The organism is Moraxella cuniculi (assembly GCF_900637105.1).
Classification (GTDB): Bacteria; Pseudomonadota; Gammaproteobacteria; order Pseudomonadales; family Moraxellaceae; genus Moraxella; species Moraxella cuniculi.
The window spans coordinates 1,997,751-2,015,294 of sequence record NZ_LR134343.1; the positions used below are offsets into that span (position 1 = coordinate 1,997,751).

16 protein-coding genes and 2 pseudogenes are annotated in these 17,544 nt (G+C 42.9%); 7 read left to right on the forward strand and 11 right to left on the reverse strand.

What is annotated here, in order from left to right:
• Positions 1–13 precede the first annotated feature (13 nt).
• From leuS to EL162_RS09075, 5 genes are all read left to right on the forward strand, one after another.
• Complete coding sequence (gene leuS / locus EL162_RS09055) at positions 14–2,647, forward strand: leucine--tRNA ligase (protein ID WP_126331488.1); 2,634 nt, start codon at positions 14–16, stop codon at positions 2,645–2,647.
• Complete coding sequence (locus EL162_RS09060; protein WP_126331489.1) at positions 2,647–3,147, forward strand: LPS-assembly lipoprotein LptE; 501 nt, start codon at positions 2,647–2,649, stop codon at positions 3,145–3,147. The genes leuS and EL162_RS09060 overlap by 1 nt, the downstream gene beginning before the upstream one ends.
• A complete protein-coding gene (gene holA, locus EL162_RS09065; protein ID WP_126331490.1) occupies positions 3,147–4,154 on the forward strand; it encodes a DNA polymerase III subunit delta in 1,008 nt (335 codons plus the stop codon). Before EL162_RS09060 ends, holA begins: the two co-directional genes overlap by 1 nt.
• A gap of 269 nt (positions 4,155–4,423) precedes the next feature.
• Positions 4,424–5,749: an efflux RND transporter periplasmic adaptor subunit gene (locus tag EL162_RS09070; protein ID WP_126331491.1), complete on the forward strand. Its 1,326-nt coding sequence runs from the start codon at positions 4,424–4,426 to the stop codon at positions 5,747–5,749.
• A gap of 17 nt (positions 5,750–5,766) precedes the next feature.
• A complete protein-coding gene (locus EL162_RS09075) occupies positions 5,767–7,752 on the forward strand; it encodes a MacB family efflux pump subunit (protein ID WP_126331492.1) in 1,986 nt (661 codons plus the stop codon).
• A 32-nt stretch (positions 7,753–7,784) separates the two neighbouring features.
• On the opposite strand, the pseudogene EL162_RS09080 reads toward EL162_RS09075, so the two are convergent.
• A pseudogene (locus EL162_RS09080) lies at positions 7,785–8,199 on the reverse strand (IS1 family transposase); the annotation flags it as partial.
• Positions 8,200–8,368: 169 nt separating this feature from the next.
• Here EL162_RS09080 and EL162_RS09085 point away from each other — a divergent pair.
• Positions 8,369–8,966 (forward strand): annotated as a pseudogene (locus tag EL162_RS09085) (hydroxymethylglutaryl-CoA lyase); the annotation flags it as partial.
• Between the two features lie 41 nt (positions 8,967–9,007).
• Here EL162_RS09085 and EL162_RS09090 read toward each other — a convergent pair.
• Genes EL162_RS09090 through EL162_RS09105 form a run of 4 tightly spaced genes read right to left on the reverse strand, consistent with a single transcriptional unit; the run spans position 9,008 to position 11,094 of the window.
• On the reverse strand, positions 9,008–9,493 hold the full coding sequence (locus EL162_RS09090) for a hypothetical protein (protein ID WP_126331494.1): 486 nt from the start codon (positions 9,491–9,493) through the stop codon (positions 9,008–9,010).
• Positions 9,493–9,906 (reverse strand): hypothetical protein, encoded by a 414-nt coding sequence (locus EL162_RS09095; protein ID WP_126331495.1) that lies wholly within the window; start codon positions 9,904–9,906, stop codon positions 9,493–9,495. Before EL162_RS09095 ends, EL162_RS09090 begins: the two co-directional genes overlap by 1 nt.
• A 1-nt stretch (position 9,907) precedes the next feature.
• Complete coding sequence (locus EL162_RS09100; RefSeq protein ID WP_126331496.1) at positions 9,908–10,264, reverse strand: hypothetical protein; 357 nt, start codon at positions 10,262–10,264, stop codon at positions 9,908–9,910.
• Positions 10,261–11,094 (reverse strand): ATP-binding protein, encoded by an 834-nt coding sequence (locus EL162_RS09105; RefSeq protein WP_227543459.1) that lies wholly within the window; start codon positions 11,092–11,094, stop codon positions 10,261–10,263. Before EL162_RS09105 ends, EL162_RS09100 begins: the two co-directional genes overlap by 4 nt.
• Before the next feature lie 265 nt (positions 11,095–11,359).
• Between EL162_RS09105 and EL162_RS09110 the strand changes: the two genes are divergently transcribed.
• A complete protein-coding gene (locus EL162_RS09110) occupies positions 11,360–11,677 on the forward strand; it encodes a hypothetical protein (protein ID WP_197718974.1) in 318 nt (105 codons plus the stop codon).
• Positions 11,678–11,749: 72 nt separating this feature from the next.
• Here the strand turns inward: EL162_RS09110 and EL162_RS09115 are convergent, their stop codons facing one another.
• The 6 genes from EL162_RS09115 to EL162_RS09140 all read right to left on the reverse strand — a co-directional run bounded on the left by EL162_RS09115 (position 11,750) and on the right by EL162_RS09140 (position 17,386).
• A complete protein-coding gene (locus tag EL162_RS09115) occupies positions 11,750–13,249 on the reverse strand; it encodes an alanine/glycine:cation symporter family protein (RefSeq protein WP_126331499.1) in 1,500 nt (499 codons plus the stop codon).
• A gap of 135 nt (positions 13,250–13,384) precedes the next feature.
• The gene (locus EL162_RS09120; RefSeq protein WP_126331500.1) at positions 13,385–14,707 is read right to left on the reverse strand and encodes a solute carrier family 23 protein; all 1,323 of its coding nucleotides are present in this window, start codon (positions 14,705–14,707) and stop codon (positions 13,385–13,387) included.
• 192 nt (positions 14,708–14,899) lie between these two features.
• Positions 14,900–15,322: a polymorphic toxin-type HINT domain-containing protein gene (locus tag EL162_RS09125; RefSeq protein ID WP_126331501.1), complete on the reverse strand. Its 423-nt coding sequence runs from the start codon at positions 15,320–15,322 to the stop codon at positions 14,900–14,902.
• 90 nt (positions 15,323–15,412) lie between these two features.
• Positions 15,413–15,883, reverse strand: coding sequence for a hypothetical protein (locus EL162_RS09130; protein WP_126331502.1), 471 nt, complete (start codon positions 15,881–15,883; stop codon positions 15,413–15,415).
• 206 nt (positions 15,884–16,089) lie between these two features.
• On the reverse strand, positions 16,090–16,455 hold the full coding sequence (locus EL162_RS09135) for a hypothetical protein (protein WP_126331503.1): 366 nt from the start codon (positions 16,453–16,455) through the stop codon (positions 16,090–16,092).
• Positions 16,456–16,834: 379 nt separating this feature from the next.
• On the reverse strand, positions 16,835–17,386 hold the full coding sequence (locus EL162_RS09140; protein ID WP_311195366.1) for an ankyrin repeat domain-containing protein: 552 nt from the start codon (positions 17,384–17,386) through the stop codon (positions 16,835–16,837).
• Positions 17,387–17,544: the final 158 nt, after the last annotated feature.

Sequence of the window (17,544 nt, forward strand, 5' to 3'; positions counted from 1 at the left end):
ATCAGGTAACAACATGAGCCAACTTTCTTTAGAAAATTACGATTTTTGTGCAATAGAAAAACAACTACAAGACACATGGGAGCGTGAAAAACGCTATCACACCAGCAACGCTCCAAGCAGCAAACCGACACGCTATATGCTGTCGATGTTCCCCTATCCAAGTGGCAAACTGCACATGGGTCATGTGCGCAACTATGCCATCACCGATGTGCTAAGTCGCTACTATCGCCAAAAAGGCCATGAAGTTATGCAGCCGATGGGCTGGGACGCTTTTGGTCTGCCTGCCGAAAATGCCGCCATCGCCAACCAAGTTGCCCCTGCCAAATGGACCTTTGAAAACATTGCCAATATGCGTACGCAGCTACAGGCACTGGGCTTGTCAATTGACTGGTCTCGTGAATTTGCCACCTGCACGCCAGAATACTATCGCTGGGAGCAGTGGCTGTTTTTGCAATTGTACAAAAAAGGCTTGGTATACAAAAAACTTGCCACAGTTAATTGGGATCCTGTGGACAATACTGTGCTTGCCAATGAGCAAGTGGTTGATGGTCGTGGCTGGCGTTCAGGAGCGATTGTCGAAAAACGCGACATTCCGATGTATTATTTTAAAATCACGGACTATGCAGATGAGCTGCTTGACGATCTAAAAACACTCGAAGGTCGCTGGCCTAAGCAAGTGCTGTCAATGCAGCACAACTGGATTGGCAAAAGTCAGGGCATGGAGCTGGATTTTACTTACCAGCTTGATGGCATTGATGATGTGCTGCGAGTATTTACCACTCGCCCTGATACCATCATGGGGGTGAGCTATTTGGCGGTTGCCGCTGAGCATCCATTGGCTCAATACGCTGCCAAACACAATCCTGCTATTGCAGCGTTTTGTGCCGAATGCAAACAAGGCTCTGTTGCCGAAGCTGACCTTGCCAAAGCCGAAAAAGTCGGCATGGATACAGGCTTGTTTGCCCGCCACCCAATCACAGGCGAGCCGATTTCTGTTTGGGTTGCCAACTATGTGCTGATGAGCTATGGCTCTGGGGCGGTGATGGGTGTGCCTGCTCACGATGAGCGTGATTTTGAATTTGCCAATAAATACCAACTGCCCATCAAGCAAGTGATTGATAATACAAACAAAACAAGCGAATACGATTGCCAAAACTGGCAAGCATGGTATGGCGAAAAAACGGGTTTTTGTATCAATTCTGGGGTGCTAGATGGACTTGGCTACGATGAAGCCTGTGCCAAAGTCAATCAAATCATCAGCGAAAAAGGTCTGGGCAAGCTCACCACCCAATACCGTCTGCGCGATTGGGGCGTGTCTCGCCAACGCTACTGGGGCTGCCCAATCCCTATGGTAAACTGCGAATACTGCGGCACTGTCCCTGTGGACGAGGCGGATTTGCCTGTGGTTTTGCCGACCGATGTTATCCCTGATGGGCGTGGCAACCCCCTAAAACAGATGGCGGAGTTTTTGCACACTACCTGCCCAAAATGCGGTCAAGATGCCGAACGAGAAACCGACACTTTTGACACCTTTGTGGAATCCAGCTGGTATGCACAGCGTTTTGTTAGTCCGCATGATGATACACAAATGATTGACAAGGCTGCTGCCGATAAATGGCTGGCGGTGGATCAGTATGTTGGCGGTGTTGAGCACGCTGTCTTGCACCTACTGTATGCACGATTCTTCCACAAAGTGATGCGAGATGAGGGCTTGGTCAGTGGTGATGAGCCATTTGCCAATCTTTTGGCTCAAGGCATGGTGTTGGCTGGCACTTATTATCGTGAAAATGCCGATGGCAGCAAAAGCTACTACTTCCCACACGAAGTTGAGCTGACTGGCACGGCAGAAACCACCACCGCAACGCTCAAGGCTGATGGCAAGCCTGTGGTGATTGGCAAAATTGAAAAAATGAGCAAATCCAAAAACAATGGTGTCGATCCGCAACAAATCATTGAGCAATATGGTGCTGATACAGTGCGTCTGTATACGCTATTTACCGCACCTGCCGACCAGACGCTAGAGTGGTCAGACAGTGGCTTAAAAGGCCCGCATAACTTTGTCAAAAAAGTTTGGCGTACTGCCTTTGAGCATCTATCTGCCATTTCGGAGCTGACCGCTAATGATTTAACAATTGACAAAACCGCACTGTCCAAAGCAAGCAAAGATCTGCGTCGCAAAACACACGAAACCATTGCCAAGATTGATGCAAGTCTGGGTGAGCATTTGGCACTAAATACCCCTGTGTCTGGCTTGATGGAGCTGTGTAATGAGATTGGTAATTTTCATGCCAATAGCACACAGGAGCTTGCGGTTAAACATGAAGCACTGGTTACGCTATTGACCTTGTTGTCTTTGTACGCACCTCATGTGGGTGAGTATTTGCTTACAGCTTTTGGCATTGACACAAGCTCGCTTAGCTTCCCACAACTGGACGAAACAGCACTGGTAAATGACACCATCACCATGGTTGTGCAGGTCAATGGCAAGGTGCGTGGCAAAATGGAAGTCGCCGCCGACATGGATCATGATTTATTAATCAGCGAGGCAAAAGCACTTGAAGGCGTGGCAAAATTTTTGACAGGTGAAATCAAAAAACAAATTGTTGTGCCAAATAAACTCATCAGCTTCGTTGTGGCAGGTGCCTAATGAACAAAAAATTCCTACAAATCGCCCTTTTAACCATCACCACTGCAACCTTGAGTGGCTGTGGTTTTGGGCTTCGTGGCATTAATCCAGCAGCGACACAGCTCGCCCCTGCTTACAGTGCGGTTGATATCAGTGCCGAGGATACAGCTTTGGCACACGCCACCAAAGCCAAAATCAGCACCCAGTTGGCTCAGCTAGGCATTGTCAGCAGCTCCGATGTCGCAGGCAAAATCCATGTATACAACCTGCGTTATCGTGAGTACAAGCTGCTTGGTGTACTGACCGAAATCCGACTGGTGCTGACTGCCGATGTTCGCTATCAGCTGGGTGATAAGCGTATCACCAACACCGTACAAGTAGAACGCAGCTACCAGCACAACGAAGCCAGTGTCGCCACAAGCGATCAGCAAGGCAGCCAAATCAAAGTCTGGCTACAAGATAATCTTGCCGAACGCATTGCCGAACAATATCACGCACTGGCGAAGGCAGCCAGCCAATAATGCAACAGCGATTTTTGGCGATTTACCCCACCCTTGCCCAGCCACAAACCGTCCTTACTGGCTTGTGGCTTGTGCATTCTGATGAGGAATTGTTGCTACAGTGGCTGGTTGATGGTTGTCGTGCCAATTGGCAGGCAAATCGGCAAATCATCAAACGCATTGAGCTGACTGGCAGCAAAAGCTGGCAAGCGGTCATTGCTGAGCTGTCAGCACTGTCGCTATTTGCCGAATCTACCGCCATTATCGTTACTGGCAAGCACAAACCCGATGACGACACCCTGTCTGCCTTGCACGCCTTTGCTGACGATGCTAAGGCTGGCAACACCGCCCATCATCTGCTGTGGCTGCTGCCAAAGCAGGATAAAAAAGCCCAAAACAGCAAAGCCTTTAAGCTGTTTGACACACAAGGCACCGTTATCGATGGCAATATCAGCGGCGAAAATCAGCGTCAGCAACTTTTGACCATCAAGGCAGATGAGCTTGGTGTCAAACTTCACCCCTCTGCGTGGCAAGTGCTGATGGCACATACCGAAAACGATTTGCTAAGTGCTTATCAGACACTGTGGCGACTGTCATTGGTTGCTGATGGTGTGGTTGATGTGCCGCAGCTACAGACGCTGCTTGCTGATGGTGGTAGTTTCACGGTATTTGATTTGTCCGATGCTCTGCTCTTGGGTGATGCCAACACCGCCCTAAAAATCATTCATCATCTAAAACACCACGACACCGCTGCCAGCATTGTACTGTGGGCGATATTAAAAGACGCTCGAATCATCGCCGCCATGAAACAAGGCTCCGACCCGCTAACGCTTGGCGTTTGGCGTAACAAAATCACCACCTACCAACGCCTCACACGACAACTCTCGCCACAAGCCATCAGCCAACTTTTGGCACTTGGTTATGACATTGACAAGGCAATCAAAGGGCTTGGTGATGATAATGCGTGGCGATTGCTCGAACAAGCCGTTCTTATTTTTTGTCAAAAATCCACCATCAGCCCTGCCTGACAATCAGCCACCCCTCAGCTGATTAATTTACAAAAATTTACATTTTATTACAAATATAATCATTTACTCTGATAACGCTTAAATATAACTTGATATGATAAGGCAAAATTTTGCTTTAGTGATACAAAGTTACATTTGTCCGATTTTTTGCATCAATGATTTGGCAAAATACGCCGCCTTGGCTGTTTTGCCATGATTGCAAATGAAGATTTGCCAAAATTAAGGCATAGAGTCCTGTAACTTCGTCCGCCTCATCTACGGAATATTTTATGCAAGCTACCAAACCCTCCAAGTCAAAATTAGGTCATCGCAAATACCTCAAATGGTTTATTGCTGCCCTGCTTATCTTATTATTGGCATTTTTTATTTATAAAAAACTCAACCCCACCCCTGTTGCACCGACCTACTTGACTGGCGAGGTGCAAAGGCAAGATATCGAAAATACCGTCATGGCATCGGGCAAAATCAAAGCAATCGAGACGGTCAATGTCGGCTCGCAAGTTTCAGGTGAGATTACCCGCCTGTATGTTGATGTGGGTGATTTTGTCAAAAAAGGCGACATTATCGCCCAAATCAGCCAAGTGGAACAAAAAAACCTTGCCGCCAACGCCAAAGCAACACTTGAGCAAGCCGAAGCCAACCTAAGCCAAGCACAAGGGGATTTGGCGGCTCGTCAAGGTGAAGTTGCCCAAGCTGCTGCCACCGTTGAGACACGCCAAGCCGAGCTTAACCGTGCTCGCCAAAGTTTTCAGCGACTACAAGGACTGATAGAGATTAACGCCATCAGCCGTGAAGAGTATGACGAAGCCCAATCCAAAGTCGCCGTTGCCGAAGCCGCCCTAAAAACCGCCCAAGCAAGCCACCAAAATGCCCTAACTGCAATAAATAATGCCAAAGCCGCCATCAAAAGCCAACAAGCCGCTATCGGCAAGGCACGAAATGATGTCATCACTGCCGAAGAATCGCTAAGCCATACTACCATTCGTGCTCCGATGGACGGTACTGTGGTTTCAGTTACCCAAAAACAAGGCACCACTGTCAATGCCAACCAATCCGCTCCGACCATCGTAACGCTTGCTGACTTGAGCCGTGTGCGTATCAACGCCCAAATCTCCGAAGCCGATGTGATTAACATTCGCCCCGATATGCCCGCAAGATTTAATATCATTGGCAATCCAGATGAGCAATATAACGCCATCTTAAAGGGTATCGAACCTGCCCCAGAGACCATCAGCAGCACAAGCAGCACCAGTTCGGCAGTGTATTATATCGGCTATCTTGATGTGGATAATAGCGATGGCAGATTTCGCATTGATATGACAGCACAGGTCAATATCATCATCGATCAGGCAAAAAATGCTCTTGTTATCCCTGCTTCTGCCATCAAAACCGATAAAGGCAAAACCACCGTGCAAATTATTGGCAAGGACGGATTTGCCGAAGCTGTTGAGGTAAAAGTTGGCATTAATAACCGTGTCAATGCCCAAATCCTCTCTGGGCTACAACAGGGTCAGACCATCGTTATCGGCGAAAGCGGCGAAGGTGGTGATGAGCGTGGTAGCAGCAATCGAGGCAGATCGCCAATGATGCGATAATCAAGCAAGGAGGCAGTATGAACAGCTCAACCACGCAAAGCAACAAAACACCGCTGATTGAAGTGGTGGACTTGGTGCGAGATTTTGCCGCAGGCGATGGCACGATTCGTGTATTGCACGGCATTAATCTGACACTATATCAAGGCGAGATGGTTGCCATTATTGGACAGTCAGGCTCTGGCAAATCCACCTTGATGAATATTTTGGGGTGCCTAGACAAGGCAAGCTCTGGACAGTATCGTATTTTTAACCAATCCGTTGATGAGCTTGATGGTGAGGCACTTGCCAAACTTCGCCGTGAGCATTTTGGCTTTATTTTTCAGCGTTATCACCTGCTTGCCGATATCAATGCAGAAGATAATGTCATCGTGCCTGCCATCTATGCTGGCATGGATGGCAACGCTCGCAGGGACAGAGCCAAAAAACTGCTTAGCTCATTAGGGCTTGGGCAAAAATTACACAACAGCCCCAATCAGCTCTCTGGCGGTCAGCAGCAGCGTGTCTCAATTGCTCGTGCCTTGATGAATGGCGGTGAGGTTATCTTGGCGGACGAACCCACAGGGGCACTTGACAGCCAATCAGGCATTGAGGTGATGAAAATCCTGCACGAGCTAAAGCAGGCAGGACATACCATCATCATGGTAACACACGACCCATCGCTTGCCAGTCAAGCCGAGCGAGTGATTGAGCTAAAGGACGGTTATATTGTTGATGATTATTATACAGCAAATGCACGCCTCACCAACACACCGCCAGTCAATGCTACCAAATTTGCCAGCAAAGGTCGCCTGTTTGGGCTTTTTGACCGTCTAAAAGAAGCCTTCAAAATGTCGCTTTTTGCGATGATGGCTCATAAGATGCGTACTCTTTTGACCATGCTTGGCATTATTATTGGCATTGCCTCTGTGGTGTCAATCGTTGGTCTGGGGCAGGACTCCAAACAAAAAATCCTATCTGAAATCAATCAACTGGGTACAAATACCATCACAGTAATCAACGGCTATCCCTTTGGCGACCCCAGACGCCGCTATGGACAAAATAGCCTAACCGTCCAAGATGCCGAAGCTGTCGCCGCCCAGCCCTATGCCAAAAGCGTCAGCCCCCAAGTTGATAGCAGTGTTACCACTCGTTTCAAGAATATCGAAACCACCGCCAATATCAACGGCGTTGGTGATGAATATCTGAATGTAACGGGCGAAAAACTGGCAATGGGGCAAGGGTTTGATAAATCCAGCATTCTAAAAATGACCCAAGATGTCATTTTGGACAATAATGCCTACAAAACTTTTTTTGCAGGCAAGGGAGACCCCATCGGTCAGATTATCTTGATTGGTAATGTGCCTGCTCAGGTTGTTGGCGTACTAAACAGCAAAGACACCAGTTTTGGTCGCCAAACCAACACACCCCAGCTGTATATGCCCTACACCACCGTCATGTATCGTATGCTTGGCAGCAGTTATATTGATAGATTTGTGGTGCTGATTGATGACAATACACCCTCTGAAGTTGCCGAAACTGCCATCAGCAATTTGATTCAATCACGGCACGGCACAGATGATTTTAACATCATGAACACCGATTCATTCCGTCAAGCGGTTGAATCCACCACCAATTCTATGACGCTGCTTATCTCTTCAATCGCCATCATTTCCTTAATCGTTGGCGGCATTGGCGTGATGAATATCATGCTGGTATCTGTTACCGAACGCACCAGCGAAATCGGCGTGCGTATGGCTGTCGGTGCACGCCAAAGCGACATCATGCAGCAGTTTTTGATAGAAGCAGTGTTGGTGTGCATCCTAGGTGGTATCTTGGGCGTGTTATTGTCGCTGGTGATTGGCGTGCTGGTCAATCGCTTTGGCGGTGAGGATTTTGGTATGATTGTCTCGCCCTTGTCAATTGTTGCTGCCTTTATTTGCTCGACACTGATTGGCATCGTCTTTGGCTACCTGCCTGCACGCAATGCCGCACGGCTAAGCCCTGTTGAGGCACTTGGTCGCTAAAACAAAATCCAGCCAATGGCTGGATTTTTTAGTTTACTCCAAGCAAAACAAACAATTTCGCCTGTATCAGGTGCGTAAGCACACAAGCCAAACTTTGTTTTTCTTGTCCCCGACATATGTCCAAAATTCATCAACTTGCAATTTATGGTAATAGTGTTGTTTAGGTTTTATTTGATGGTTAGATTTTACTAAAACATTCAATACCTTATACTTGCTGATTTGCTCAATGACAACAATGTCAGCAATACTACAGCCGCAAACTAGCATTAAACGAATTTTATCATCGATAAAACTTTGACACCCTTTGTAGGTAAGTTCTGATTTATGGATAAATTGTCGATGACAATCTTTACATTGGTAGTTCTGTTTGCCATAGATTTTTTTACCGTTTTTCTTTATACTTAAGCTTAGACAGCTTGGGCATTGGATAATAATTTGTGTCTTCATAACCTCAAATTAACATCTTTTTCTCAAGTTGTCTTTATTATTTTTATCTCAGCATACTTTTCAAGCCACTACCGAATTTTTTATCAACACAACTACATCTTTAGGGGAAATTATGAATATCATTAAAAGCAAGCTCAACACACGCAACCACTGTTATCAACAAAACTACGCCCAGATGGCAGCCTTAAGTGAAAGTTTTACCAAAAAACATCAACTGCTCAATTAACGACAGCCTGCTTAAATTTCAAGAAATTCTTAAACTTGCCAAAACAGATGGCGTGCGTGTGCGTGGCTATATCTCATGCATGACAGATTGTCCTTATGAAGGTAAAATTTCGTCTGTGGCGGTCGCTGAAATTTATGCCAAACTGATTGATATGGGCCGCTATGAAATCTCCTTAGGCGAAACACTCGGCACAGCCACGCCAGATTAGAGTACAAACTGTTTGGCATGACTGCCTAAAACGCACTGACAAAGCACAGCTGGCTGGGCATTTTCATAATACCTATGGCATGGCGATTGCCAATGTTTATGCATCTTTACAAATGGGCATGGTATTTTTGATTCGTCCATTGCAGGCTTAGGCGGCTGCCCTTATGCCAAGGAAGCATCAGGCAATGTGGCAACCGAAGATTTATACCATCTGCTTGATCGGATGGGCTATCAAACAGGCATTGATAAAGATGCTTTAATGTTGGCAAGTAAAGACATCACAGGCAAACTGTCTCGCCATCCGTGTGAAAATACCGCCATCACTTATTGGTAAACATAGCTTAAATCCAAAAGCTGTCTGGGTTTGCTTATTCTTTAGTCTAAATCAATCACCACTTGTTCAACTTTGGTTACAAACTCACCTTGGTGTAAAGATTTCCATAGCTTGCCTGGATCAGCTTCTTCGATTTGCTTACTATCAATTAATTCATCAATAGTTTGCAAAATCAGCTTCTCATCAGAATTTGTAAAACCGCATCTAGCAAGCTCATTTACAATGTCTTGCAAATCACCCATTTGATGGTGCCGAAAAAATCTCGCTATTATCTCTTTTTGTTTTTTACTTTGTGCATCAGCCCAAAGACCAAATAGTATCAAGGCAGCAAAAATCACAAAAAATATTGACCAAACAGAAACAGTAATATCAAAAGCCCCTAGCAATAATTGAACCAACCAAGAAACCAGCAAAACGCCAACAGATATAGGGATTAAAAACGCCACATCTCCCAATATTTTTCTAAGAATAGCCCAAATAATACCAAGAAAAAATAGAAATATAATGATAGCAAATACAATTCCCATCACTTCACCACTGGTTTTTCTACATCATATCGAATTTGCTGTTCATCAAGCAATTTATTGGCAGATTCTGGCACCAAATAATCATGAATATTTACCGTATCAGCAATCAAGTTTTTGCATATCCATTGTTGTTTTATGTCTTGAAAATACAATTCGAATTCTAGCTGCATTTTTGTTTCTGACAATGTTTTTAAAACAGCATAGCCTGCAACATAACTCAGTCGCTCTTGGTTTTCAACCCTTAAAATAAGGGCATCAATTTTGTCAGAATGCAAAGCCATAAAACCCTCTAAAGTGGTTTGATTTATTTTAATGGCTGTGTTTAGCAATGACTCTACCGTATTATTTATCAGCTTTTTGGTCTCGTCTGACAGTATTGAAAATGGCTTTTTTTGAGTATTTTGTTTTTTCATATCAAACCCCCAAACGAAGCTCTTGTTGTATTTCATCGGTAATATCAGCTTGCGACCGATTCTCTGCCTTTTCTCTAATCCCAGGTGGTAAATCTTTAGCTTCTAAAGTTCTAGTCATCACCGTCTCTTGGTATTGACCATTATTTAAACGACTGTAATACTTTTGAACTGCCTTATATGTCTTAAAAAAATTACCATTTGATTCCAAAAAGGTACGAAAACCCACGATAGCGCTTGGTATAATAATTGTCTTAATTTTTTCTATGCTGGCACTAATGAAATTTTTAATTTCATTCCAAAAGACAGAAACAACAACCACGCCTGCTAAGGCGGCAGCTGCAACCATAAAAGGAATCATAATTTTTCTCCTTGTTGGATTTGTGATTGGGCATACGCTTCTGAGACGATGCGTTTTTTAACTTCAACTTGTGGACGATTATCATTAGCATGCTTACTTGCTAAGATACTTTGGATTTTACTCTCTATATTTTGATGACTGACAAAATCACAACCATCACTTTTTGCAGAAAACGCCGCAAGCAATACCGCATTGGCAATATCAGAGCCGCTAAGACCATCTGAAAACCCAATCAGTTTTTCTATATCAATCTGATGAGGTAGTTGCCTTGGGATATATTGCTTAAACAGCATCCTGCGTGTATCGGCATCTGGTAGTATAAATTCAATATGCATTAAAATCCGCCGCATAAATGCAGAGTCATAATTACTGATAAAATTTGTGGCAAAGATGACAGTATCATTGTAATCATTAAGCAAAGTTAGCATAACCGAACGCGTCTGATTGACACTGGTATCTGTTGCACTACTCATATTGGTTACACGCCGACTTAAAATCGCATCCGCTTCATCAAAAAACAAAACTGCATTATTGTTTTTAGCAAATTCAAATGCTGCTTGTATATTCTTAGGCGTTTCACCAACATATTTAGATTCAATATCACCATAATTTACAATAACCAATGGACGACCCACCGCATGAGCAATGGCATGTGCTGCCATCGTTTTTCCAGTGCCTGGTTCGCCATATAAGTTAATGATCATTTTGTTATCATATTTATGAGTAGCTGCAAAACCCCAATTATCAAATACCTCTTTTTGAAATTGACGCAAAGCAATCACACGCTTTAACTCCGCCTTGGTTTTTATTGGCAGAATCAAGTCTGACATTGCATACAGCGGCTGAGTTAATTCAAATGCAATAACAGGTTTTTTGACTTGCGATACAGCAGGTGCTTGGACTGGTGTAACAACCTGAGATTGTGTGGCACTTGTATTAATTGGCATGACATCTCCATAAAATAAATTAAACCATTATAGTTTACATAAAAACCATAATGGTTTACAAGTTTTTTTTTCGTTAAACTATAATAAAGTAATGAAAATAAAAACCCATAAGCAATTATTCAGTGAAAGATTAAACCTTGCAATTAAGATGGCTTACCCCGAAGGGTTGAAAACAAGTCAAATTGCAACTCAGTTTAATTTACAACACCCAAACACACCCGTTACCCAACAAGCGGTGCATAAGTGGCTGACTGGACTTGCAATTCCATCAGAAGATAAAATTCAAACATTGGCAGTATGGTTAAATATAAAACCAGAATGGTTAATTTGTGGCGAACAAAAAACCGACGAACAATTAAGTGCCATTGATGAAGCATTGATTGAGCTTGTACAGAGTTTGAATGAAAGCCAAAAAACAGCCATCATTCATCTAATTCAATCCTTTAAAACCCTGCAAAAAAACTAATTTATCCCTAAACTATCTAGAAAAATAAAAAGCAAACCTTAACAGATTCGCTTTTTTAATCATGCCATAAAATTACCAAATATCAGATTTGACTTTGTCTTTTAGCTTGCTGTCAAAATTTGCAAGTTTAAACACAGGCTCACTGATGCCAGCTTTGAGCTGATTTTGATAATCTTTCACCAAGGCAAACACATAGCGAGACAGCAGCAAAATGGTAATTAAGTTAATAAATGCCATCACGCCCATTGTCAAATCACCCATGTTCCATACCACATCAACTTTCACCACTGCACCAAAGTAAACAAAGCCCAATACCAGCATACGAAATACTGTCAAAAGAGCCGAATTGTCCTTTAAAAACTGCATATTGGATTCAGCATAGGCGTAGTTGCCAATAATGGTTGAGAAGGCAAACACAAACAAAATCACCGCCAAGAAATACTGTCCCCAGCTGCCCACATGGCTCTCAAGTGCCGCTTGGGTGAGCTGAATGCCTGTCAGGCTTGCTGCATTTTCGGGCAATTGTGCCAACAAAATAATAAATGCCGTGCAAGAACAGACGATAAGCGTATCCACAAATACGCCAAGCATTTGGATATTGCCCTGCTCCACAGGATGCTTGACACTGGCAGCGGCAGCGGCATTGGGTGCAGAACCTTGACCCGCCTCATTAGAATACAAGCCTCGCTTAATCCCCTGCATCATCGCAATTGACACCATTGAACCAAACAGACCACCGCCTGCCGCCTCAAAGACAAATGCCTTTTGGAAAATCAATGCAATCACCGTAGGCAACGCCGTGATATTCATCGCAATAATCACCACAGCCACCAAAAGATATACCAACGCCATCGCAGGCACGATAATTTCAGCGATTCTTGCCACACGCTTAATGCCGCCAAAGATAATCGGTGCAGTCAGAACCACCAGTACCGCCCCAACAACATGCTTATAAATCTGCCAATCACTTTGGCACTCTGGCGTATCTGTCATGCACCCTGATGCCGAAGCGATGGCAAGCGTGATGGTATTTGACTGAATCGCCTGATACACAAAGCCAAAGCACACAATCAGTGATAAAGCAAACAGCAGCCCCAGCCATTTTTGTCCCAAGCCTTGCTCAATATAATAAGCAGGGCCGCCACGGAACTGCCCTGTTGCCTTATCACGCACCTTAAACAGCTGGGCAAGACTTGACTCGGCAAGTGCCGAACACATACCAATCAAGGCAATCAGCCACATCCAAAATACCGCACCAGCACCGCCGATACTGATGGCAATTGCCACCCCTGCAACATTACCGACCCCGACACGGCTCGCCAATCCCGTTACAAAAGCCTGAAAGCCAGAAATGCCCTCGCCATCATGCTTGCGGCTGCCCAGCATTGATTTGATACTGCGTCCAAACAGGCGAAACTGTGCCAAGCCTGAAAAAATTGTAAAAAACAAACCAATGCCAATCAGCAACCAAATTAAAATATCCCACAAAGGCGTGCTAACCGCTTGCACTGCACAATCCAAGCCATTAACAAAATCAGGCTGGTTAAAACAAGATAAAGGATTATTGTACATAACTTTTTTCCAAAAAATAAAAGAAGCGGCAAAATACCACTTCCTTTTTGTTATTTAATCTGCCTTTGGGCAGTTGGTGTAACAAGACCAATTATAAAGCAAAATTTTGTAACAATCACGCAAAATTTTAACCGCTTAAGCATGATTGCTCTGCGTGTGGCTGGATTTGCCTTTTCTAAGGCTAAGCAGCCAATGCAAAAATATCGCCATAAAAGTTGCCGTGCCAATACCACCCAAATCAAAGCTGCCAATCATCAAACCAAAATTCCCCGTACCCAAAATCACCGTAACTGTCGCTACCATCAGGTTTTTGTTGTCCGAAAAATCCACACGGTTGTCAATCCAAATTTTTGCCCCAGCGATGGTAATCAGACCAAACACCACGATGGACGCACCTGTCAAAACAGGGGTTGGAATGGTTGAGATTAACGCACCAAACTTTGGCGACAATCCCAAAATAATAGCAAACAGCCCTGCCACCACAAAAATCAAAGTCGAGTACACTCTGGTAACCGCCATCACACCGATATTCTCGCCATAGGTTGTCATGCCTGTACCGCCCACCGAGCCTGAAATCATCGTTGCCACACCATCGGCAACAAACGCTCGCCCAAGCTCTGGGGTGAGATTTTGACCTGTCATTGCTCCCACTGCCTTGATATGCCCCAAATTCTCCGCAACCAAAATAAATGCCACAGGTGCGATGATAAGCATGGCATTGGCATCAAACACAGGGCTGGCAAAATTTGGCATACCCACCCATGCTGCCGTCTGTATCGCCGTAAAATCAATCGGCGTACCAAAGCCCAGCACATTGGTAACAATGGCATAAATCACATAGCTCAAGCTAAGTCCAAGCAGTAACAATAACCGCTGCACAAACCCTGTGCTAAAAACAGCAATCATGCCCATGCACAGCACTGTTATGAGCGTCATCCACAGTTCAAATGGCTTGCCTGCGACAGATGACACGGTTACAGGGGCAAGATTTAGCCCAATAATCATCACCACCGCCCCAGTAACCACAGGTGGCATGAGTTTTTCGATCCATGCAGTGCCTGTTGTCATTACCACAAAACCAATCAGTGCGTACAAAGCACCACAGGCAATGATACCGCCCAATGCCAAGCCCAGATTGGGATTTGCCCCAGAACCTGTTGCGTGTGCAGTTGCGGCAGCGACCACGCCAATAAAAGCAAAAGACGACCCCAAATAGCTCGGCACTCGCCCTCTGGTCATCACAAAAAATAAAATCGTACAAAACCCTGACAGCAAGATTGCCAAATTGGCATCAAATCCCATCAAAATCGGTGCAAGCACTGTCGCCCCAAACATCGCCAACACATGCTGCAAGCCCAGCATGATGGTCTGAGCAGGTGGCAGATATTCATCGGTTGCAACAGCGGTGGTGCTAAGATTGCCTTGATAAGGGCGAAAACTTGGAAACCATTTTGTCATACCTAAACCCAAAATCACATCAAAATGTAAATTAACCCAGTCAAATGTTGCTATATTATCACCGAATCACCACAAATGCCAACAAATTTCATTGGTAGCACAATCCACATTCTCAATGACCGACCAAATCTCAGTGCCAGCTTTTTATAGTTAGACACCACGTAAGCCAAGATGCCCAAAGCCACTGGCGGATTAATCATCAACCCAAGCACCATTTGCTATATTGCCTTGATATACATAACCCTCTGATGAAGGTTGTGGATTGTTTGCTTGGTTTACCTTGGTAAAAAATGGGTGGATTTTATTTGAAACCAAGGTTTGTTGATTGCCTTGATTGTCCCAAACTTCAATATAGACACTTTGATCATATTGATTGCTGTACTTATTTGTAACTGATTGGTAGTTTAACTTTCCCGTAATCTCATTTTTAGCTAAGACAAAATCTCCAATATTGATGTTTTCAATAGCTTTGTATCCTGTCAATGTTGAGATTAACATATCGCCACGAAATGAGCAGGTTTTGCCTTTTTGGACATTGCTTGAATTGGCTTTCCCTTGCTTAACCCGATCAACAACCCTACCGCCAACATTTTTGGTAATTTGAATTTTCAGCATTAGTTCTTTAATTAACTCTATCGCACCTAAATAATACCAATCTATATTTTTAGCCTGTCAATGTTTGCTTTCGATTTTATCTTTTATCTCTTATAGATACTCAGAATTACCCACTACAGGAAACTTCGGATTTTCCAAATCCCACTCTAAACCATGCTCAGTAAAAATATCTTCGAGTTTTTCAATAAAAGGTATATTGATTTCTGTGTCCCAGTTATCCAAATCTCTGAAGTATGCTTCCATCAGCTTGCGACCAAATGGAGTTAAAATGATATTAGCATCTATCCAGATTATAGATTCAAAATCATCAGGATCAGTAATAGACAAATGATAACAAAAGTCCTCAATGCCATCATAGGTTGTATTTGGGCTTTGTTCACTCTTGGTTAAAACATCAAAAGCAAAGTCTGTCAAACCACAGCTGTATATACGATAGATAAACTCCACGGCAAATTGCCATGGGTTATTGCCTTCTAGTATATATGTTGATGACATAGGATCAGTAACTAAGATATTTAAAAAAAACTGTGCCGCCAAAGCATCTTTTGGGTGCATCTTCATTTGGTTACTCCTTTGGGAATTTAAGTTTTAATTTACCTTTTTTGTCATTTCTTATGCTTTTGATTATGCGAGAGCTACTAAGCTCCACAGTAGCTGTGGTAGGTATGTATCTTTTCCTGCTTTACCTGCAGGTCTATAGACAACCCAAGTGCCGTCAGGAGCTTGGATAATTGCCATTATGGCTGTTTTATCAACAAGCAATTAGATTATCTATCAAATATCAAAGGTGGTTTTTGACTTAAAACATCAACAATATGATTTAAAAATACCAACCTATAATGACTATATTCTTTATTGTATATTTTTTCGCTTTGTGTATCAAACCATTGAGAGTACTCTGTCTGTGATGACTCAAACAACCAAGAAATCCCATCTAATCTATGATGGTTTAAAATGTTAAAAGCATAACTTTCAAATAAAAACCTAAAGCTAAAAAACCCATCAAATATAATCAATTTTTCACAATTATCAAATGTAGCATAAAATTGCAAAATATCTTGCTCAGCTTTGAGATTGTCAAGCATTCCCAAAGCCAGCCCTGTATTTTTACTTAAATCTTTCCAATTGCTCATATATTACTCTGTACTATTATATCTGATTAAAACCTGAACGAGCAGAATTTTATCAGCCATTGCTTAAGAAAGTGGGGTTTGCTAATGGGTGATAATTCGGTGATATTTTGATGATTCACTGTTGATGTTTTGGTGATTTTTTATTTTTTAAAGATTTTGAGTAAATTTACCAAAATTTAATGGCTGATTATTGTTTTTTAGGCAATAATTTTTCTACCACACCATACGCACCTAAAGGGTATAAAAAAGCATTTTAAATCAAATAGTTGTTGATTTAAAATGCTTGATTTTGTCTACAAATTGTAGACAAAATTATTTTAACTGTATGAAATACAGGGTAAAAATTTGTATACAAAGTGTATACAGGTGGGGTGAAAAATTAAGAGTATTTTTTCATCATATTATAAATATCAATTTCCCATTGCTCAGAGTTCTCTTGTGGTGTCCAACTTTGCAAGATGGTTTCATTTTCATTGATGATGTTATGAACATTACCGCCTTTTTCAAGCATAAGTTCAAGTACTTCTAAACTTCTTTCTTTGGTATAAGCAGCCATGGATAAAGGGCGTAGATTATCAATATTAGGAATATTAGGATCAGCCCCTGCATTCAATAATTCAATAGCAGCTTCTGCATTGCCACTACGCAAAGCATAATGCAGTGGTGTCATACCATAGATGTCTTGAGCATTGATGTCAAGACCTAGATCGATAAGGTATTTTACCGATAAACTTGCCTTATAATTATTAGAACTGGGGCTTAATAAAATTTTATGCAACCAATTCCATTTTGTTGATTTAGATGTATACCAAATACTGTGATTGTCACTATATTTATTTATTAAATATAGTGCATCATCAATCATGCCATCTTTGAAAGCTGATAAGATGTAAACACCTTGTTCTTCAGCTTCTGGATTGTAGCTCATCATTTAATACCTTGTTTTCGTTTAAAAAGAAAGCAGCATTCATCGTGGTATGCTAAATTCAAAAGGAATTTCTCGATATTCATCAATAATCTCACCATCTTTAATGAGTTTTTCGTACGCTCTTATCATCAAGTCGTAAATCTCAATTTTTACAGAGCACT